The following is a 21497-nucleotide window of genomic DNA, read 5'->3' as shown; positions in this document are numbered from 1 at the left end:
GCCTATTCATCACAGGCGGATTTTTATACCATTTTATTCGCCGTGCCTGTTGTGGCCCGCCATGAAGACGGGCCGGAATAGCGGCTCAATCGTCTATAAAATCAAGCGTTAACAGCAGGCGGCGTTTTTTATCTGATAAATGAGGTGAACGATGTACCAGCCCTGCGCCCTGATTCCCCAGCCAACCCTCGCCCTTGAGTAAAGCAACGTCGCCTTTGGTCAGTTGCTGAATGTCGTCGTTTGTTCCAAACAACCCGGACTGTTCATCCGGTTTACCGTCATTGCCGGCACCTAATTTACTTCGATCAAGCGGGTGATTAGGGAGCCACTCCGTAGCGATACCCTGATAGGTCGTCATCAAGCGAGAAGGTACTTTATCGACATGAAAGCGGGGGCACATGGCACGATCGAGCGCAACCAATCTTAACCCAGCACGTTTGAGACCAAACAAACAGCAGAACATATCGACCAATTGTGCGATATCTTCGCTCAGGGTTTGTGCATACTCTGTAGACCCTAGAGCGGTGTAGATAGCGGAACAGGCATCACTCGGCGTGACAGCCATAGCGACTTTCAAAGTCGGCTTTGTCTCCATAATCTGATGAGCAGCCAACACTAACGCGTCGCAAAGATCACGCTGCCATATAACCATATTGACATCATCCCTGTAGATGTCTGTAAGTATCTGGTGCGACTTACCCGTAGCGCTACTTCGGAATAGATCCACTGCAGTCAGATGATCCATATGAGTACTTAGGGCATTCATGCGCTTTCTTCCCATTCTGGAAATGGATCACTTAGCGTCGCCCAATAACCCTTACCTTTAAGTAGCTCTTCCTCCGATAACAGGCATTCATCAAGCGCCTGAATCATCAACTTTTGATCCAGATTCTGACCAATAAACACCAATTCCTGACGCATATCACCAAAAGGTTCGACCCATTGTTTTTGTATTGAGGCCAGAGAATATTCATCAGCAGGCCACTCTGTTTTCGGTATGGCTTTCCAGAACATACCCGCAAAACCATAACGGGCCATGCCTCCCGCCTGACTCCATTGGCCGGCAAATTCAGGGCGCGAAGCCAGCCAAAAATAGCCCTTTGAACGAATCAATTTGCCAAAATCCTGGGTATTATGCAGAAACTGATAGAACTTTTCAGGATGAAACGGACGACGGGACACATAGCTACAACTGGCAATGCCATACTCTTCGGTTTCGGGAAGGTGCTCACCTCGCATTTCTTTTAACCAGCCCGGCGCTTGTTGAGCACGCTCAAAATTAAAGAGACCGGTATTCAATACGTCCTCAATTTTTACTTCTCCGTGTGCAATAGGAATGATACGCGCGTCAGTGTTGAGGGTCTTGAGAATAGCTATCAGCTTCCCGACATCGGGTTCTTCCAGCAAATCTGTTTTGCTTATAAGGAGCACATCGGCAAACTCGATTTGATCCACCAGCAAATCAGCGACGCTGCGTTCATCTTCTTCGCCCAAAGATTCACCCGCTTCTTGTAAATATTTCGCTGCGTCGTAATCCTGCATAAAATTGACGGCATCGACCACGGTGACCATGGTATCCAGTGTTGCTACATCCGCTAGTGATAGACCATTTTCGTCAGCAAAAGTAAAGGTTTCTGCAACCGGTAAAGGTTCGGAAATACCCGTCGATTCAATCACCAGGTAATCGAATTTTCCGTCTTTGGCCAGCTTATTAACTTCCAGCAGCAAGTCCTCACGAAGTGTGCAGCAAATGCAGCCATTACTCATTTCGATGAGCTTCTCTTCCTTGTGGCTCAGTGACACCTCACTCTGGATCAAGGCGGCGTCGATATTGATATCGCTCATATCGTTTACAATAACGGCCACTTTCTTCCCCTGACGATTATTCAGGATATGGCTAAGTACGGTTGTCTTACCCGCGCCAAGAAAGCCAGAAAGCACGGTTACAGGCAGCTGCCCCATGTTGGATACTCCAGTCATAATATTAACCTAGTGTTACAGATCTATATGTTATGTTATAACATATAGATCTGTAAAGCTTATCAAAATCAAGAGCAGGTTGTGTGGTTGGCCTACCCAAAAAGAACATCTGAGCGACGCCAATGACTGCGCGATATCCGACACAGAGTCAGGACTCACGATCGTCTGGCGTAAGGCGCAGAGTTTACCCAAACCCTTGCGGCCTGAGTCAGCTGAAGCCAGGGGCTAGCAACCTCTTGCGACAATTTTTAATACTTATCCCGATCACCTCCCGAGCTTAGGGAAGATATTCATTAGATGAATTAAATATAGGCCTTGATCCAGTCTATTTATGCCGCTATGGTTCTACGACTATAGCGCCTAACCAGCCTGTACTCGCAGATCAACCAAAGGAATGGGGAGTGAGACATTGAGCAGTTATTTTTCAAATATTATTTATTTACCCAGTGTAATTTTTCTTAAAAAATCAATAAAACCTTCGTTTACTCTTTCCCTATTAATTTCTGGAGGTAGCGCTACGTGTATTATTATTTATAAATATCATGTGGTTAAAGTTCATAAGAAATTATTAGCGGAATTATAAGGATTCCTGATAATAATTATTATGAGGACGCGCTCCTCATAAATAGACTGTTATATGCCTTTAGGAAGTTCCAATGGTGAGCCCAGAAAACCGAAATCGATTGCTTATCAAATTCATGGATGAGAAACACGTTCACAGCTTTATAAATGAAGGCTTATTGTTCATGAACAATATTCAATACTTTAGAGCTTACGAGGATAGCGAACCAGCATTGAGAGGCGATGCACACGAAGGACTCGCAGCCAGCTTCCTGCCTGAGAATATAACTCTAGAGCTAAACGGACACGTCTTTACCGGCCTTGTCGATAAAGTTGATTTACGGCAATGCCATCAGGATGAAACAAACATCTACAGCATGACGATTATCAGTGACCAAGACATATTGAGCTCTGGTGAGAACGGCTTATGCTTATCAAGCAATTTTGTAAAATTTGGCAACAAGGCTATTTTCATAGGCGGTAGCGACATAAGTGAATTTTGGCATCGATTAAAAAACACCATAGACAATGATCAATCAATATACACACTAGAAGAAAATAATATTATCGGCAGGAAAGTCAGCTATGTAGAACGAAAGCTACATCACAGCCAACTGAGTGTATTCAATAAATCCAAGGAATACGCATGGCAGCACGAATGGCGTCTTGCTCTGAAACAAACCGAGCACGTTGGTCCACTGCCACTTAAAATAGGCAGCCTTGCAGACATAGCGCATGTAATTGACGCCGCTGACCTGATAAAAGAATCAATTAAATTCCAGCAAAAAGTCTCATAATCGGTAGCTGAGGGTACCTAACCCTCAGCCCCCACAACACCCTGTACTCTCCGGGTATGCAAGCACATCGGATCCGCACAGGGCGTTTCACTGAGAATGATGAAGCTTAATCCAGCCATCACGTAGTGCATAAAGCCCCTGAGACTTTAAATAAGCATTGGATAATGCTTGATTAATCGCGGGATAAGCTGGCCTCCTCATTCACCAGAAATGGTAAATCTATGACCGACAATGAACGGTTACGCTGCATCAGCGGCGGTGGTTTCTTATGCCATTTTATTCGCGGCCAGCACGTATAAGTATTCCAACGCCAACGTTGCACCTGCCAGAGACGTAATTTCAGCATGATCATACGCCGGTGCCACTTCAACCACATCCATCCCGATCAGATTCAAACCTTGCAAGCCACGGATGACTTTTAACGCACAATCAATACTGATACCGGCAACAACCGGCGTACCTGTGCCGGGTGCAAATGCAGGGTCCAGGCCATCAATATCAAAACTGACATAGGCTTTTTTATCACCGACTCGCTGCTTGATACGCTCCAGCGTGGCAGCAGGACCAAGATCGTTCACCCATGCCGCATCCAGTACTTCAAACGGATGATTTTCAAGCGTGTACGCGGTCCGAATACCAATTTGCAGGGAGTGCTCAGTGTCGACTAAGCCTTCCTGTACCGCATGATGGAAGATGGTTCCATGGTCATATTTACTGCCGCCAGAGTAGGTGTCGGTATGCGCATCAAAATGAATCAGCGCGACCGGACCATGTTTTTTAGCGTAGGCACGCAGGATTGGCAGCGTAATAAAATGGTCACCGCCAAAGGTTAATGCACTTTTACCGGCATCCAGAATATGTGAAATATGCGCTTCCAGATTGTCCACCAGCGTCTGTGGCTCACCATGCTTAAATGTCACGTTGCCTGCATCGGCAACTTTCAGATGATCATCCAATGCGAACGTCCACGGCCAACGCGCCCCTTCCCACACCAGATTTACCGATGCCTGACGCACGCCTTGTGGCCCGAAACGTGCCCCGGAACGCCCGGATGTCGCCATATCAAACGGCACACCGCTAACAATCACTTCTGCATTACATTGTGGCAATGTGGTAACGGCAGGGAACTGCATAAACGTCATTCCCATAGCCGCGTATAAAGGCATATCCGCATCCGCTACAGAAACACTATCGTTAGTAACATCAGCATTGGTAGCGCCATCATTCAGACCAGACATCCACTCTTCCTCATCTATAAAATTTGATTAGACAAACATTAAAGAAAGCATAAACCCAGCAGTACCATTAGTTAAATGCATAGTTATAATATATAAATGTATAAAATTAATACTTAGTAAAGCGAACGGTATAAATGAAACCTCTACGTCAGTTTGACCTCAACCTGCTGATCATCTTTGAAGCATTGATCAGCGAGTGCCATGTTAGCCGTGCCGCCGAAAAAGTATTTCTCAGTCAGTCGGCCATGAGCCATGCACTGAACCGCTTACGTCAGTACCTGAATGATCCGTTGCTGGTCAGAACCGAACACGGCTTGCAACCCACACCACGGGCACTGGCAATGTTGCCCGAGATACGCAAGGCATTGGAGCTCATAGAGCGTACGCTGGAGCCCACCGAACTATTCACAGCAGACACCAGCGAACGAACTTTCAGCATTGCCAGCACCGATTATTTTGAATCCGTTATTTTTCCTGATCTGGTGAGTCATCTGCAGACTATTGCCCCGCATATCAGATTACAAATAGAGATGATTAGTGAGGATGCCTCATCTTCCAAACTCGAAAACCGACAGGTGGATTTGGTTGTAGGGATGGATGCGTCGAAAAAAATACCGGCTCATCTGATTGCTGAGCACTGGATAACCGAGCAACTGGTCTGTCTGGCGGGTGTCGCTAACACAGAGGTAGGAAACAACTTATCGATTCAGCAATATATTAATCTGCCACATGCGGTATTCTCTGATCTCACAGGCGACAACTCAAGCAGTATCGATAACTGGCTGAGCACTCAGCAGCTATCACGTCAATCGATTGTGCGCACCGTCAACTACATGGCTGCCGCGCGTATCGTCGCCCAGACATCCGCCATCATCACGCTTCCCTCTCATATGGCGAACCTGTTCAGCCAGATGTTAGCCGTACGTGTCGTCACGCCGCCTGAAGGAATGCCGAGCATTGAGATGACGACTATCCACCATCCTTTATTCGATAATGATCCGGGGCTATGCTGGCTTAAAGAACAGATTTTTCTTCTGGGAAGCCAACGCAGTAACACGCCACCTTTCTTATCAACGCCTTTATCAGATCCCTTATAACTTCCTTATAGCTTCCTTATAACTATGGATCAAACTTACCAATTGCGTTTAATCGCCGTATCATCCCGAATAGCCTGATACCATGCAGCGGAATCCTGCATTTCCAGATCATCATTCAGAGGGGGATACGCCAACCCTTTTTTATAGCAGAAATCAGCCATATCCGGGAAACTCCACTCAAACAGCGTATCGGTAAATTCGTCAGGATCAAGACGCGACTCATTATACAAACCAGCTTTCAAACGCTGATTCTGCGCTTCCACCATGATAATACCTGCCGCCGTGGAGACATTTAACGACCCTACCATACCCATCATAGGGATAAGAATATGCTGGTCAGCCAACCCGGCTGCCGCATCACTAACCCCCTCTTTTTCCGAACCCATAAGAATCGCGCAGGGGATAGTGTAATCTACATCCCGATAATCCACAGCCCGATCAGAGAAATGCGCTGCATACACTTTTAAGCCTTGCAACTTCACCTGCTGGATCGCCTGCTCACAACTATCATGGCTAATCATTTTAACCCAGCGATCACTACCTTTTGCCGTGCCCTTGAATATATAACCGGCTTTTGGTGTGACGGTATGCACATAAGGAATACCCACCGCATCACAAGTACGAATAAGCGCGGCAAGGTTCCTCGGTTTATGCACCTGATCAGTGATCAAATGCAGATCAGGCTGACGCCGCTCGAGGGTAGAAATCAGTTTCTGTTTGCGTTCCGGTGTCATTATTATGCTCTGAAGTCTTATTAGATCCGCTATTTTAACGAAAAAATGCAAACGGAACTGCATTGTCCGTTTTTAAAATTACGTTTATCAGATACATACTGGTATCCGAATCCTTGTGGTAAAATATGATGGCAAAGCTGACAACTTTCCCGGAAACCTTTATACCCTCCGATAGCGAACTAAACAGCGAACCACAAACGTACGTAAATTTGTCTGTTTTCGGCTCGCTAAAGGCATCTTTGGGCTGTCCTGATAAGATAATAAAATCGGTCAATTAGAACTGCGCAACAAGACAGCCGGCTTCAATCGGAGTCGACGTAAAAGATAGGCTGCGCCAGACCCGAGAGCTAAAGTACTTACCACTATTGCTACGATAGCACCTAACCAAACCAAATCTGTAGAGGGTAATTTAAGACGAAATTCAAGCAATGGTAATGCTATGGCAGAACCGAGTAATACCGCAAACACTGAGGAGATAAGTGCAAGCAGCATATATTCCAATTGCAGGCTATGCTTGATGGTTGCCATTCTCACACCGAGGCTATGTAAGATAGTCGCTTCATATATTTGCCGGTTTCTACCGGCAGCCATAACGCTTATTAATACCAACAAACTCGCCAACAGGCTGACACTCGCGACCACAGCAAGCCCAGAACCAGCCTTACCCAGAATTTGACGGGCTACCTGCAACAGTGAAGCAGTTCGTACCGTTATAACGTTGGGTGCAATGACTGCGATACGGTTTTGCGCAGCTATTGCTTGCTCGTCATCGATATATACGGCGCCAACATGTCTTGTAATAAATGGATCCAAAGCCCCCTTAGAAAGAATACCTTCAAACCAAAACCGTGTTTGCATACCCTTTTGACTGTAAATTGCGGCAATCTCTGCATCAAAGCTGGTGCCCTGGAGTGCAAAAGTGACTACATCCCCCACGCGTAACCCGAGCTTGTTGGCTTCGCGATCCTCAAACGCAAGTTTTGGTAATCCACTAACGGGTTCCGACCACCATGCACCATCGACGATACTGACATCATCGATGTTATTGGATAAATAACTCAGCTTGTAACGTTCCTGAGAACTGTCACGCCGTTGAATTTCATTTAGCTGATCAACGTCACTGAGTACACGACCGTTTAACGCGTTAATGCGACCTCTGACTAACGGTGCTATATCAACTTTTTTTACACTGGGTAAACTCTCGATAGCATCGACGACAACATCAACCTGATCGTTTAAAACATCGTACAACACCAGACCGGGAGATTGTTCGGGAATGGTAGCGTTTAGCGTACGTAACAACGACACGACGATTAAAGTACAAGCAACTAAGAGGGTTAGCGCAGAACCTAATGAAATTAATGAAATTCGCAAATTATTATCCGGTCTGTGTAAGTTAGCTAGCGCCAGCTTCAACGCCAGGCGCCCTCTCATCCACGGGTGATCTTCCATTAACCTTGCCCAACGTCTAATACCCCGCACGACTAAATCAAGAATCAACAATAGAGCACCTATCACCAGGACAAAACCAACCCCAAACAGGGTATCTGGCAGCACAAGCAGAATCATGCTAACGATCAATGTGGCGCACGCTAAAGTGGCTAGCCACCATTTGTGTGGAAGCGGCATGCCTTTCTGCTCCAGGCCACGAAAAAGTGATGCGGGGTCTGTAGAGAGTGCCTTACCTAGTGCGGGTAAAGCGAAACTATAGGCTGTCAATAAGCCGAAAAAGAAGGCAATAATGCTTGGATAAAAAAGGTCACCGAAGTTGATCCTTAATGGAATTTGGGTAGTCACAATCGAAGCACCGACTAACGTCAGTCCACTGCCGATCAATACACCCAACAAGCTAGCCGCTCCGGCAAGAATTGCGATCTGTAAAAGATAAACAATAGCAAGGCGTCTGTTGCGCAATCCAAGTGCGCGCAGAGTAGCGATAGTTTTCAATTTACCCTGCAGATAGGCCTGTATACTGTTAAACACACCGAGACCGCCAATAAACAAAGTGCTAAAGCCTATAATCAGCAACCCTGAAGCAACTTGACCTAAACGCTCTGAAAGACGTTGGCTACGATCATTGAACGTTCTTACTTCCCAGGTTTCGTCTGGAAATGCATCATAAAAATTTAATCTCCATGTTTCTGCTGACTGATTAGTGCGTACACGGTATTCATAATCTATTCGACTGCCGGGCTGGATCAGACCCGATGCCTGCAGCGCCTCAGCACTCAACAAAACGGGCGTTCCTCGCCAGTCAGCATTCAGGCTTCTATCAGGTTGTTTGAGGACAAGCGCCCTCACTTTCATTGTTAGCGCTCCGATAGTTACGTTATCGCCAACCTTAATGTCGAGTCGATTTGCCAGCGTTGGATCAATTGCAACGCCCCACTGGTCATTAGTAAACGCTGTGATCTTCGAAAGTGGCCTCGATGGCTCCAACACTAAGCCACCATATAGAGGGTACTGCGCATCCATGGTTTGCAATTCAATTCGCAAAAAACGATCTCTTTCGGTTCCAAGCATGGTATCTACTTCAGTTACCATTGAAACCACACCATTAGCTTTGATCCAGTTTAGTGCCTCCCCGGTTAACGGCTGGTTAGTAACCACCTCCAAATCTCCACCCATAATTGCACGAGTATCAGCAAGCAAACTAAGGTTTACCAAACGATACAGACCACCCGTGGCTGATAAGAGGGTTACTCCCAATACCAGGCAGGCAAAAAACACCCACAATGACTGACCACTCGAACGAAGATCTCTCCATGCGAAATCAAACAGAAAACGCATGATCCTGATCCTCAACTAACTTGCCGTTTTGAAGTCGCACGATGCGTTTGCAGCGCCGTGCTACTTCATCATCATGGGTAACCAATACCAGGGTTGAACCTGTGTCCATGTTAAGAGAAAACAAGAGTTCGATGATGGTTGCACCTGTGGCTACATCAAGGTTTCCTGTTGGTTCGTCTGCAAGTACCAGTTTTGGTTTGTGTACTAATGCTCTCGCAATTGCCACGCGTTGCTGTTCTCCACCAGATAGCTGCGCAGGATAATGCTTTTCACGTTCAGCCAGTCCAACCCTATCAAGCATTTTACGGGCGAGTTGATACGAATTCTTATTTCCTGCAATTTCTAGTGGAAGTGCGACATTGCCCAGAGCAGTAAGACTCTGAACTAAATGAAAAGACTGAAAGATAATACCTAGCTTGTCCCGACGAATATCGGCTAATGAATCTACATCTAACTCATTTAACTTAACCCCATCCAGCATTATATCGCCAGAATATGGCTGTTCCAGACCCGCAAGCAAAGTAAGCAAGGTTGTTTTACCCGATCCGGACGGGCCAACTATTGCTAGAGTCTCACCTTCTGCAATGCTTAGTTGAGCGTCGTTTAATACATTCAATTGCGCTTGCTCAAGGTTATAGTTCATACAGAGATTATGTAGTTTAATCATTGCTTACTCGATAAATATTATGAATGAGTCGAACTTCGCGCTAATCCATATCAGCTTTCTATGAGCAAGAAGCCATATTAACCATAGCTTTACTGTTGCGACCAAAAGTGCCGGAACTGGCAACTGAACCTTGCGTAACCGTAACCAAGCCGTTTTCAATTTCAGCACCAGATACGATGATCATGCCACGTTCACTTTTTCGCATGGTGTCATCGACATCAATAGTAAAGCTGACCGATGCATTTGGCTGAATGCTGGATATGATAACTGACAATATCTTGTCACCGTCATTCACGCTGGCTTTGTCTTTCAACTGAATATCACCTTTGGTTACTTCAAATGGCTGAAAGACTTCCACTCCAGCACCGTTCGCCGTGGTATCAAAGATCAACCCCCCCGTTGTATTTGTTAAGTCAATATCGACCCGAACAGCCTGTAACGAGCATTGACCAGTATTGGTGATTACAAAGCTATCTTTAGGGGCACCTTCTAAAAAATTTACCATGACACTGGCGTTTACAGACGCCACCGACAGCAGCATAAGAGCTGCAAAACTTACTATTTTTTTTATCATCATGAAAACTTCCTTTTATTAGAGACGTTGGAAATTAACTATCATCTGCCATAATCAAAAATACGACCCTTAAGGTTATCAGGGTTAGTCATACGGCTGAAAGCAATGACGTTTATACTTATTTTGGGATGGCTTCATACTCTGGTCATCCAGTAACACGAGTTAACCTTTCAATACCTTAATTCGTATGGCTGTCTCATAGAGAAAGGTAGCGTACTTGTGCTTTGTACAGACACTGGATTACCGATCATCTCATCATAAGGCGACTCGTGTAACATCTGCGAAGCTAATATATTCAGGCCTTCAAAGACATCCCGAATCTGCTGCGAGCTAGTAAAACGTTTGGGACTGTTACCTTCACAAACCCACCCGGTGCTATCACCTACGCTAAGTTTAATAAGGTAAACATTCATCTCATAAGAATAGACTGTAAGCATATCTACAGTAGTGAGTTGCGACTTAATATCCTTGATCGAGAACTTAGTTTTTTGCATAAACCTTCCCCGCAGCGAATCAATTGTTATAAATTCTCTACGTTTCCATGAATGAATTGGATCAGCTTTTATTATCGTTAAGCCGTTTTTCGTTCACCATGTTTAACAATTCACCCGCAGCAATAGCATCTGACATTGCGCGATGATGACGCTGCATATCAATACCAAAATGCCTCGTAAGGTTTGCCAAAGAATAAGAGGGTAAGCCTTTAAAATGCTTTCGCATTTCTCTTACTGTGCAAAGCTTTGGTCGTCGATAATGACGTTCTAAGCGATTAAACTCCTCTTTTATGAAGCCATAATCGAAATTAACATTGTGTGCGACAAATACACATCCGTTAGTGAACTCGTCGATATCATCTGCTACTTCAGAAAATAATGGTGCATCAGCGACCATGTCGTTATTAATACCCGTGAGTGCTGTGATATTTTGTGGGATGTGTCGCTGGGGATTAATTAAAGATTGCCACTGCGCCACGACTTCGCCCCCAATCATTTTAACAATACCGACCTCGGTAATACGATGCTGTTGCGCCCTGCCGCCGGTTGTCTCTATGTCAATAACCGCATAAGGCTGCATTGGGTCAATAGTCCAATTTACATTAGTAATACGGACATCAAAGCCCACGCTTTGAAGTTTTTGAATACTGAGGAGTTGATTGCGACGCAGTTGATCGCCTTCTGATTTAACTTCTTCAAAACGCAGCTTTTCATTTTCAATCAGCATTAAATCGGGAAATCCATCGCTCAAATTTTTCCAGTCCTGAGTCATGGCTTTCAGTAGTGAGAGTAGCGCGTCTAGATTACTGTGATTAATAAGCAAAATAAGGCGCTCTAATATATTTTTGCGCCATCTAAATATAATATTGCCCTGGCCATAGTATGTTGCTGCCGACAGAGAGAGTTGTTGAATCAATTTCGCTTTAGAATCCGTGCTCTTAAACCGCATTTCAATATAGTCTGAGGCGAGCTCATAAAACTGATTAGTGTTAAGTGATAACGGTACATGCTCAAACTCGTTAGTTAAGCCTAACCCCTCTAGCTCGAATATTTCATGCCAGAAATATAAGCCAAATAACTCTCGCCATATCTCATTTTCGGTCCGATAGGCTTTGCACTCTCGTTGCTCATAATAAGCGACGACTCCACACTCAACTGCGCCTTTATGCATTTCATCAATGAACAGAGTTTGACTGTTCTCACGCAACATATCGGTGAGTATGCTGGTGCGCTTTTTATGATATTTACGCGCCAAAAAGTCTTCTGCAAAAGCCAATAAATCCTCAGACAATGGTTCGTCGATGATACGATTCAGTTCGGCTTCAACCTCGTCTGTTAAACCTAGTTTATATGCTTCGCGGGCCCATTTTTCTTGCGCAACATCAGTGTTAATTGTTTTTAAAACATCAATGGCACGAGTTGCATCTTCTTTGAGCAGCTCGCAAGCCAGTAAAAATTTTATTTTAGCTTCTAGCTCATTTGCTTTAGCACCTATCGGGCGGGGTAAGCTTTCAAGATGGTTTACAATAAGCGAGCGATTCAGCGACTGACGCTGTGTCCGCAATTCATTTAATAGAAAGTGCAAGGCAAAAGCAGATTTAGCGCTGTCAATGTCAGCGAACCTTGCCATTACTTGCGCCTGCTCCTTTCGAGTGCGCATTACACCCAGATCACGCATGGAAAATTGATTCAATTTTGAACGGAAATTGCCAAAGTACAAATAAAGGAAGTAGCTAATATGTGTTTCAAAATTGCCTTGCCAATAAGACTGAGCAACGCTGGTTGTGACTACGGCATCAACCTTAGATGACTCTAAAATACAGGTCACTAATATCGATTTAGCTTGTGATTTTTTATATATCAATGCGGGCTTTTCATTAAAACCGGTATCATTCAATTCGTCGATAATTTGAATGATCTCATCTTTGGTGAGATGCTCAACAAACGCGCTTACATTGTTTGATTCTAGGGGCTTAAACCATCGTTCCTGAAATAAAAATTTAAAATTACCAGCAATATCTTCAACCTCTTCGTAGGCATAAGATGTTGGTTTAACAAATATAGATTTACGGTTAATAAAACGAACAATCAGGCATTGTTGTGGTTTCGATAACGCCATAAAATCTTGGATAAATTGTTTATCCGTATTATTTAATAGTACCCCACACGGGCCCATCACAAATTTTAAAAACTCATGAAAATGGCTCAAATAATAGAATGTAGGTAAAGATCGCAATGGCTGTGTGCTCTATTTAAACGTCATCATCTTGAAGATGAGCATACTAAATAACTGTTTATATATACAGCCCTTGTTCTGATTTAGGCCCTCTTTATTGGACTTTTTGTCTGCTAACCCATTTAAAATACTCTGACAACGCAGGCTGATTTTGGATAGCGGCTAGGGTGTTAAGTTTTTTAGCCAGCTCCATTTCGGTAAAACGTTTATGTAGGCCGTTGTGGCATTGCCGACAGATATTAATACCTGCAGCAAGTTCAGGTTTGCTGTAGTGTTTTTTGAAATACATACGACGATGCATTTTCTTTGGAATCAAATGATGAAAGTTAAGAAATGTTTCGCGCTCGCACAAGGGGCATAGACCAAAACCTGTCTTTCTTGGAAGTGAACCGATCATCAATGCGCCCAACTTATCATGGTACTGACAAGTTAACTTCGTCACCAACATCTAAATCAGCGCCCGACTGACTCACACCGTCTTTTTCAGACCCCATCAGAATGGCACACGGAAGCGTGTAATCCACATCCCGGTAATAAATGGCTCGCTCGGAAAAATGCGCCGCATAAACTTTCATACCCTGCGATTTAAGCTGCTGAATAGCCTCTTCACAACTGTCATGATTAATCGTTTTAACTCAACGATTGCTACCCTTAGCCGTACCTCTGAAATCATAGCCAAGCTTAGGCGTCACGGTATGCGCATAAAGAATACCCACCGCATCACAGTTGCGAATAAGTGCGGCAAGGTTTCTCGGTTTATGCACCTGATCCGCGATCAAATGCAGATCAGGCTGACGCCGTTCAAGCGTAGAAATCAGTTTCTGTTTATGTTCTGGGGTCATTGCACTGCTCAACATTTTATCGGATGGGCTATTTTAAAGAAAAATGAAGAGAGGACTGCTTAAAATAGTTGATCCGTGATTAAGGAGATTTCCTCATTTTTACTGAGTACGTGTCTTAAACAGATGACTGATTAAGCACCTGATGGCAATCGATCAACGGCGTTTAATTAATAACATCAGCGCCGGTATCATCATGCTCATCATCAACATCCTAAACATTTGGTGCGTCGCGACAAACAAAGCATCAACATTCTGATTCATAGCAATCGCAATCATCACTTCCATACCACCCGGCGCATAAGCCAGCATCGCTTGTGTCCACGGGATATTCGCATAAAAATGCAACGCCGCCGCAAAACTACTTGAAATAACCAGCGTAATAATCAAACCACCTGTCGCCGCTTTTAGTTCGGGAACTACTTCTCTCAACACCAGACCATTAAAACGCGAAGCAATAGCGCAACCAAGAAACACCAGCAAGGTGAGCATCACCATATCAGGGAAACGCCAGTGCCAATCAAAGCTAAATTTAAGAATCAATGTAGCAAGAATACCGCCCACCAGCATCGACGCAGGAACCCGTACTTTTTGTAACAACAAACCAAGTATCAGCGCCAATAACAGTGTCAGGAGCATTTGCTCCGGACGTTCAATATAAAAGCCGCGCCACGATACTTCTCGCTCGGCCAACGGAAGAAACAGAGGAACCAAAAACACCAGAAACACTAACCGGACACTATGGATCAGCGCGATACGTCGCACATTAGCATTTGCTTCAGACGCCATTGATAGCATAATCGCCAAGTTGCCTGGCACCGCACAAAACAGTGCCTCTTCTTTGCGCCAACCCGGCAAACGCGCATAGTAGCGATACATAACAAACAGCAGTGCAGCCATCATAAAACACATTAATATCGCGGAACGGCTCCAGTTAATTAATTGACTAACCAGTTCGGCATCGATATTTAGCGCCACCGAAATGCCTAAAAAAAGACTGACAACAGATGATGTTGATGCAGGCATGGCAACCTGCACACCGCCTACAGCAACAGAGACTACTGCTATTAATGCACCAATCAGCCAAGCTGACGGCAAACCGATCCAATGCGCAATCAGCGAGCCCATCACGCCAATCAACAAGGTACGAATGACTAGCCACATGATAATTTAATCCAAAAAAAGGGTAACCGAAGCCACCCTAAAAGTGCCGCCTGCACAGCAGGCGGCAACGTCTAACTTTAATCTTCCATATCAGCCATGTTCGCCAACGCTTTACGTTTCTTCAGAGAACCCACCATTAATGGCACAAATATGGCCAAGACTGTCGCAGCAGCTAAACCATAAGTAATCGGGCCATTAAACAATATCGACCAATCACCGCCACTAATAGAAAGTGCACGACGCAAATTTTCTTCCATTACTTCGCCTAACACCAAGCCTAAAATAACCGGTGCCAGTGAAAAGTGTAGCTTGCGTAGCAAAAATCCGATCACGCCCAGTAAAATCATAAAGTACAGGTCGAAACTATCGCCGTGGATCGAGTAAATACCGATAAAGGTGAGCATCACGATCACGGGTACCAGATACGACTGACGAATCGATAACAAACGGACGAAAATCCCGATCATAGGTAAGTTCATAACCAATAACGCAATGTTACCGACAAACATTGAAGCTATCAGACCCCAGACAATATCAGGCCGCTGTTCAAACAAGAGAGGCCCCGGTGTGATATTAAACATCATCAGTGCACCCAGCAAAATAGCGGTTGTGCCACTTCCCGGAATACCCAGTGTCAGCATCGGCACCATCGCACCTACAGCTGATGCATTATTGGCGGCTTCTGGTGCTGCAAGGCCACGAATATCACCTTCACCAAAATGTTCTTTATGTTCTTTATCACCGACGGCAAATCGTTTTTCGATACCGTAAGCAACCGCACTGGCAATAGAAGCCCCTGTGCCTGGCAGAACGCCAATCAGGAACCCCATCAATGTCGAGCGTAATACGACCCATTTAACATGCATCATATCAGCCATGCTGACAAAACTCTTACCGATAGGTGTGATTTTCAAGTCATTAAGCGCCCAGGATTCAAGCAAGACAAAGACTTCACTGATCGCAAACATGCCGATCACTACTACCAGAAAATCTACTCCATCAAAAAAGTTAGGAATACCCATGGTAAAGCGCAACACACCGGTACCCGAATCGACACCTACCGTAGCTAACAGCAAGCCAATCACGACACCGACTAACGTTTTAATAGGCCGGGAACCGACCATAGTAGCCAAACAGGTAAAGGCAAAAACCATTAACCAAACATATTCAGACGGCCCGAATTTGATGGCCAACTGGCTTAGCATAGGTGCGGTAAACACCATTAGAATCAATGCGCCTATACTGCCTGCAAACGAACTCACTGCTGACAGAGCTAATGCACGACCGCCCTCACCTTTACGTGAGAGAGGGTAACCATCAAGCGTGGTCATAATCGCGCCCGCATCACCGGGTACATTCAGTAAAATACTGGATATCCGACCACCGTATTCAGCGCCGTAATACACCCCCGCTAACAGAATCAAAGCAGACTCAGGCGGCAAGCCCAATGCATAAGCCAGCGGTAATAAAATCGCGACGCCATTAATTGGACCGATACCCGGTAGGGAGCCAATCAATGTGCCAATAAAACATCCCATCAAAACCAAAAAAATATTAAGCGGGAGCAGGGCTACCGAAAAACCGGTCGCCAGATGACTAAGAACATCCATGGGTTAACTCCCTAAAAAAGACCAGCCCACCAGGTGCCGGAAGGAACATTAAGTTGCAGTAACGATGCCATCAGAAAATAGCTGACGACACTCATCACCACTGCATAAATACCGGCTCTTTTCGGCGTTTCGCCAAACAACCAGCTAAATACGCTACCCACAACAAAGGTAGCGATAATAAAGCCCGCACGTTCAAATAGCGCAGCGTAGATAACCAGGAGCACTAAACCAGCCACTAGTTTTTTCACGATCTCTTTTGTCGGATGCCAGCTATTACTGTCTGGTTTGATAAATAACCAGATCGCAGCCATCGACATCAGACTACCTAGCATGACCGGAAAAGCTTTAGGGCCCAGTGGTTCGTATTGAAAGGGTACTTCGAGCTGAAGGGCTGTCCAGACCATCAGGCCGGACAGCAGCAGCAATATACCCGCAAAAAGACGGTCATACATTTGCTAATCTCACTTAATTAAGCCAGCTTCAGTCGCTAATTCGCGCATATAAACTACGCGACTTTTTACATAAGTATCAAACGTCTTGCCTGACATTTTTAAAGGAATTAAGCCTTTTTCATGAACCGCTTTGAGGAAAGCATCACTTGCATAAGCTTTTTCAAACTGACCAGCCCAGTAATTATAAGCATCATCCGATACGTCTGGTCCCAGATAATAGCCGCGCAAAATCGTCCACTCTGCATCAAAACCCTGCTCTTTTGCCGTTGGAATTTGAGCAAACTCGCCTTCCAGACGTTCGGGAGCCATCACAGCCAGCATTTTTAATTTCCCGGCAGCCACCTGACCGACCATTTCGCCCACATCGCCTGGGTAAATTTGAATATGCCCACCCATCAATGCAGCTGTCGCTTCACCACCCCCTTCATAAGCCACATAACGCATCGATTTAGGATCGACACCCGACGACTTCATCAAAATGGCGGCTTTCATCCAATCCTGACTACCGACACCACCACCCGCACCGACCACATATTTAGTGGGATCCGCTTTTACAGCAGCAACCAGTTCAGCCAGCGTGTTCCATGGCGCATCAGCGCTCACAATAACCGCACCGTAGTCGACACCCGCAGCGCCAACCCAACGCGCTGAATTTTCATCGAGGTTTTTGCCGAATTTACCCTGTGCAATATTCAACAGAGAACCCGAACTAAAAGCGACTAGCGCATTACCATCATCACGACGGTTGGCATTAATATGGTTATAAGCAACAGCACCCACACCACCTGGCATAAATTTAACGGCCATAGGGATATCCGTAAGACCCGCCTCTTTGAAACCGTTAGAGATAATACGACAGGTTAAATCAAAACCTCCGCCGGGTTTGGCGGGTGCGATACATTCAGGTTTGGAAGGTTCGAATGCTGCCGCATTCATAGCCGTTGCCAGACCAGCAGCAAGGACTAGTGTAGGAAGTTTAAACTTCATAAGGCTCTCCAGAATTGATTTTTTGTTGTTAGTTTTATTAGCGCTTGGAGCGCGCAGATAAAAGATAGTCCTTTTAACTGACACCCGCCTGACAGCAACAATATATGGACATAAATAGGTAATAAATAACTTGCTGTTTAATTATCTCCCGATATTCTTAGCGCTATGCGCATACTCCTTATAGAAGACAACGAAGCTCTGGCCGACGCCACACAAGAATACTTTCGCCAGATCGGTCATCCACTGGACTGGACTATTTCGGTCGAACAGGCTCAAAAAAATCTGTCATGGGATGACTTTGATTTACTGATTCTTGATATCAACCTGCCCGGACGAAGTGGCTACCAATTACTGCAATCGTTACGCCACAAAGGCAATACGATTCCGGTACTAATCCTCACCGCCCGCGCCGAAATTGATGATCGCGTCAGCGCTCTTGATCTGGGTGCCGATGATTACATGGTCAAACCGGTCGATTTCAGGGAACTGGCAGCGCGCTGTCGGGCGCTATTACGCCGTGAACGCGGCGAAGCCAGCAACATTATGATCTGTGGCAACTTGATTTTGAATTTGGCGACTCACCAGATCACAGTCAACCATGAGCCGGTTGAACTTCGACTCCGCGAACTTCAGCTATTAGAATTATTTTTAAAAAATCTCGATCGTGTTCTTACCAAAGAAGAAATAGCGAATCGCCTCTATACCTTTGACGAAGCCTATACCCCAAATGCCATTGAGCAAACACTGACACGCCTACGCAAAAAACTCAGCGACTCTTCATTGCGTATTAAAACCATTCGTGGACTGGGTTATCTGGGCCACATTCATGACTAAACGCGGCTACTCACTACAACATCAACTGATAATACGTACCGCTTTATTAATGATTATCGTCTTTGTTGTACTGAGTGCGGGGGTGTGGGATTACGCCAAACGCGCGGCCGATATTTCTTTTAACCGGTTACTCAATAGTGCCAGCTTGTCGATTATCGAACGCATCACAGTACGTGACGCTCAGATTGATCTTGATCTACCCTATGCCGCATTATCTATACTTGAACTTGCACCCGACGACAAAGTCTTTTACGAAGTCCTTGATCATCGAGGCCAGCATCTCACGGGCCACCAGCAAACACCGGCGCCAACAGGTTATCATCCCACTAGCCGCCCCGAATTTTACAATGCCTACTACAAAGGAGAGGCAGTCAGCTGGGTTATTCAAAGTAAACACCTGACAGCACCGATTGCCAATGGCTGGGTCGTGATTAAATTAGGGCAAACACGTCGAGCCAGAACTGAACTGGCTGATGAAATTTTTTACAGTGCTCTTGCCACCTTATTTGGCATTCTCTTATTGACCTTGCTACTGGTGTGGCTTGGCGTAAGGCGAGCTCTGCAACCCTTAAGTATTATCTCTAATAACCTGCATGCGCAACCCTTCAATAATCGCCAACCATTACAGAACACACCCATTCAGGAAGTAGCGCCGCTTGTGGATGCCATCAATGATTATCAGCAGCAATTACTGACCAATCTCACCACAATGAAAATTTTTATTGCCGATGCTTCACACCAGATTCGCAGCAGCTTGGGAGGTTTGCAGGGGCAGCTGGATATCGCATTACAAACCACAGACTCTCACGAGCTAAAATCGCGATTAATAAAAATTCGCCATGAATACCAGAAGCTTACCCGACTTACCAACCAACTGCTGGCACATGCGTTGGTGACTCATCGCAGCGACAGTCTTACACCACAAAAAATTAAGCTCAACACCCTGGTAGAAGAATTATTAACAGAAGTCGTCAGAGATTATGCCCACACTGATATCGAGTTTTCCTACACAGCCGCAGATCAGCCTATCCAACTGCCGGGTGATAAAATCAGCCTCAAAGAAGCTCTTAAAAACCTGCTAGACAACGCCGTGCGTTACGGGCCTGATAACAACCAGATTGATATTACTTTAGGCCGCATCGATGAGCAGACAATAGAGATCATTATTGATGACAGCGGGCCCGGCATTGCACCACATCAGCGCCGTCAGGCGCTGCAACGGTTTTCATGTCTAAACCCGGCCATATCTGGATCCGGACTTGGTCTTGCTATTGTTGAAACCGTTATTCAGGCACACCAAGGCACTCTGAAACTCGATCGCAGTCCCCATGGTGGGCTTCGCGTATTCATCCGATTACCCGGTACTCCTCTATGAAAATAACTTTCAGGCTATGGCTCTTCGTTCTGGCGTCACTGCTTGCCTTACCGACACTTTCCAGCGTAAAAAATCCATCATCAGAATCCACGTCGTTAATTATTTACAGCGCAACCGATACTGATGCCATACAGCCAATCATTGATGCCTTTCAACTCATTGCGCCGACGACCCGCGTTGAATATAAAGAATTCCAAACCAGTGAATTATTCCAAACAATCCAACACATACCCAAAGAGCAGATGCCTGACCTGGTCATAAGCTCCGCCATGGATTTGCAAATAAAACTGGTAAACGATGGCTATGCCCAGGCATTCAACGATCCGGTGACCGAAGCACTTCCTGATTGGGCTAACTGGCGAGATGAGGCATTCGGTTTCACCTACGAACCCGTTGTCATGGTTTATAATAAAACGGCCTTCGAAGGAAAACCTATACCTCAGACTCATGAGGATCTGGCGCTGGCGATTCGTAATAACGACAGTTTCTTTATGCACAATATTGCTACTTACGATATCCGTTTATCCGGAGTGGGCTATCTATTTGCTTCACAAGATGAAATCAACTCCAGTATCAGCAGCCGACTCAAAGAGAATTTAGGCCGGGTAATGACCCAGCTTTACTGCTGCACAAGCGAAATCATTCAACAAATAGCCTCTGGTGACGCACTGTTTGGCTATAATTTATTAGGTTCGTATGCGATGAGATACGCTCACAATGAACCAAACTTAGGCATTATTTACCCGCAAGATTACACACTCGTCATGAGTCGGGTCGCCTTTATTACTAAACACGCAGCCCATCCAGAAAACGCCAAAGCCTTTTTACGGTTTCTGCTGTCACTGGAAGGCCAGAAAATTATCGCCCAAGACAGCAGCCTGATTGCATTGCACCCAAAAGCGCAAGGAAAATTCACTGCCAGCGCCTTACAACAAGCCTACCCACTGCGCTTTAAACCCATCCCACTGGGCCCGGCGCTCATGGTTTATCTTGACCAACTAAAACAACAACGATTTATCAATGAGTGGAACAACGCAATTATGTATGATGTGGTTGTACCGTAAACAC

General features: G+C 45.3%; 21 protein-coding genes. 5 read left to right on the top strand and 16 right to left on the bottom strand.

The features are described 5' to 3' along the window. Window positions 1-85 precede the first annotated feature (85 nt). Together Nant_RS17920 and zigA are read right to left on the bottom strand one after the other, a co-directional pair. Window positions 86-766, bottom strand: a complete 681-nt coding sequence (locus Nant_RS17920; RefSeq protein WP_054342995.1) for a DUF1826 domain-containing protein — start codon at window positions 764-766, stop codon at window positions 86-88. After that, a complete protein-coding gene (zigA, locus tag Nant_RS17915; RefSeq protein ID WP_054342994.1) occupies window positions 763-1980 on the bottom strand; it encodes a zinc metallochaperone GTPase ZigA in 1218 nt (405 codons plus the stop codon). Before zigA ends, Nant_RS17920 begins: the two co-directional genes overlap by 4 nt. A 656-nt stretch (window positions 1981-2636) precedes the next feature. Between zigA and Nant_RS17910 the strand changes: the two genes are divergently transcribed. Next, window positions 2637-3338 (top strand): hypothetical protein, encoded by a 702-nt coding sequence (locus Nant_RS17910; protein ID WP_054342993.1) that lies wholly within the window; start codon window positions 2637-2639, stop codon window positions 3336-3338. Window positions 3339-3604: 266 nt separating this feature from the next. Here the strand turns inward: Nant_RS17910 and speB are convergent, their stop codons facing one another. After that, window positions 3605-4576 carry an agmatinase gene (gene speB / locus Nant_RS17905; protein WP_054342992.1) on the bottom strand — a complete coding sequence of 324 codons (972 nt, stop codon included), beginning with the start codon at window positions 4574-4576 and terminating at the stop codon, window positions 3605-3607. 134 nt (window positions 4577-4710) lie between these two features. On the opposite strand from speB, the gene Nant_RS17900 reads away from it, so the two are divergent. Continuing rightward, complete coding sequence (locus Nant_RS17900; RefSeq protein ID WP_054342991.1) at window positions 4711-5673, top strand: LysR family transcriptional regulator; 963 nt, start codon at window positions 4711-4713, stop codon at window positions 5671-5673. A 35-nt stretch (window positions 5674-5708) separates the two neighbouring features. Here the strand turns inward: Nant_RS17900 and trmH are convergent, their stop codons facing one another. From trmH to Nant_RS17835, 13 genes are all read right to left on the bottom strand, one after another. After that, the gene (gene trmH, locus Nant_RS17895) at window positions 5709-6407 is read right to left on the bottom strand and encodes a tRNA (guanosine(18)-2'-O)-methyltransferase TrmH (protein WP_054342990.1); all 699 of its coding nucleotides are present in this window, start codon (window positions 6405-6407) and stop codon (window positions 5709-5711) included. Window positions 6408-6677: 270 nt separating this feature from the next. Beyond that, entirely contained in the window at window positions 6678-9197 is a 2520-nt protein-coding gene (locus Nant_RS17885; RefSeq protein ID WP_054342988.1) for an ABC transporter permease, read from the bottom strand. Further along, window positions 9181-9864, bottom strand: a complete 684-nt coding sequence (locus Nant_RS17880; RefSeq protein WP_054342987.1) for an ABC transporter ATP-binding protein — start codon at window positions 9862-9864, stop codon at window positions 9181-9183. Before Nant_RS17880 ends, Nant_RS17885 begins: the two co-directional genes overlap by 17 nt. A 58-nt stretch (window positions 9865-9922) precedes the next feature. Further along, entirely contained in the window at window positions 9923-10441 is a 519-nt protein-coding gene (locus tag Nant_RS17875) for a hypothetical protein (protein ID WP_054342986.1), read from the bottom strand. A 167-nt stretch (window positions 10442-10608) separates the two neighbouring features. Further along, window positions 10609-10932, bottom strand: a complete 324-nt coding sequence (locus Nant_RS17870) for a DUF6482 family protein (protein ID WP_054342985.1) — start codon at window positions 10930-10932, stop codon at window positions 10609-10611. 61 nt (window positions 10933-10993) lie between these two features. Beyond that, window positions 10994-13168 (bottom strand): exonuclease domain-containing protein, encoded by a 2175-nt coding sequence (locus Nant_RS17865; RefSeq protein WP_054342984.1) that lies wholly within the window; start codon window positions 13166-13168, stop codon window positions 10994-10996. A 94-nt stretch (window positions 13169-13262) separates the two neighbouring features. Further along, window positions 13263-13565, bottom strand: coding sequence for a hypothetical protein (locus Nant_RS17860; protein ID WP_054342983.1), 303 nt, complete (start codon window positions 13563-13565; stop codon window positions 13263-13265). A 16-nt stretch (window positions 13566-13581) separates the two neighbouring features. Further along, the gene (locus tag Nant_RS21775) at window positions 13582-13794 is read right to left on the bottom strand and encodes a TrmH family RNA methyltransferase (RefSeq protein WP_274378342.1); all 213 of its coding nucleotides are present in this window, start codon (window positions 13792-13794) and stop codon (window positions 13582-13584) included. Between the two features lie 9 nt (window positions 13795-13803). Continuing rightward, on the bottom strand, window positions 13804-14010 hold the full coding sequence (locus tag Nant_RS21770) for an RNA methyltransferase (RefSeq protein WP_054342982.1): 207 nt from the start codon (window positions 14008-14010) through the stop codon (window positions 13804-13806). 153 nt (window positions 14011-14163) lie between these two features. Continuing rightward, entirely contained in the window at window positions 14164-15171 is a 1008-nt protein-coding gene (locus Nant_RS17850; RefSeq protein WP_054342981.1) for an AbrB family transcriptional regulator, read from the bottom strand. 77 nt (window positions 15172-15248) lie between these two features. After that, window positions 15249-16781, bottom strand: coding sequence for a tripartite tricarboxylate transporter permease (locus tag Nant_RS17845; protein ID WP_054342980.1), 1533 nt, complete (start codon window positions 16779-16781; stop codon window positions 15249-15251). Between the two features lie 11 nt (window positions 16782-16792). Continuing rightward, a complete protein-coding gene (locus Nant_RS17840) occupies window positions 16793-17233 on the bottom strand; it encodes a tripartite tricarboxylate transporter TctB family protein (RefSeq protein ID WP_054342979.1) in 441 nt (146 codons plus the stop codon). A gap of 9 nt (window positions 17234-17242) precedes the next feature. After that, window positions 17243-18220 (bottom strand): Bug family tripartite tricarboxylate transporter substrate binding protein, encoded by a 978-nt coding sequence (locus tag Nant_RS17835; RefSeq protein WP_054342978.1) that lies wholly within the window; start codon window positions 18218-18220, stop codon window positions 17243-17245. Window positions 18221-18385: 165 nt separating this feature from the next. Between Nant_RS17835 and Nant_RS17830 the strand changes: the two genes are divergently transcribed. Genes Nant_RS17830 through Nant_RS17820 form a run of 3 tightly spaced genes read left to right on the top strand, consistent with a single transcriptional unit; the run spans window position 18386 to window position 21493 of the window. Continuing rightward, window positions 18386-19054, top strand: coding sequence for a response regulator transcription factor (locus Nant_RS17830; RefSeq protein WP_054342977.1), 669 nt, complete (start codon window positions 18386-18388; stop codon window positions 19052-19054). Beyond that, window positions 19047-20429 (top strand): sensor histidine kinase, encoded by a 1383-nt coding sequence (locus Nant_RS17825; RefSeq protein ID WP_054342976.1) that lies wholly within the window; start codon window positions 19047-19049, stop codon window positions 20427-20429. The genes Nant_RS17830 and Nant_RS17825 overlap by 8 nt, the downstream gene beginning before the upstream one ends. Next, window positions 20426-21493, top strand: coding sequence for an ABC transporter substrate-binding protein (locus Nant_RS17820; RefSeq protein WP_054342975.1), 1068 nt, complete (start codon window positions 20426-20428; stop codon window positions 21491-21493). Before Nant_RS17825 ends, Nant_RS17820 begins: the two co-directional genes overlap by 4 nt. Window positions 21494-21497: the final 4 nt, after the last annotated feature.

Source organism: Neptunomonas antarctica (genome assembly GCF_001305295.1).
Lineage (GTDB): Bacteria > Pseudomonadota > Gammaproteobacteria > Pseudomonadales > Balneatricaceae > Neptunomonas > Neptunomonas antarctica.
The sequence above is the reverse complement of the archived record's forward strand: the minus strand, read 5'-3'. Positions and strand labels throughout refer to the sequence as shown.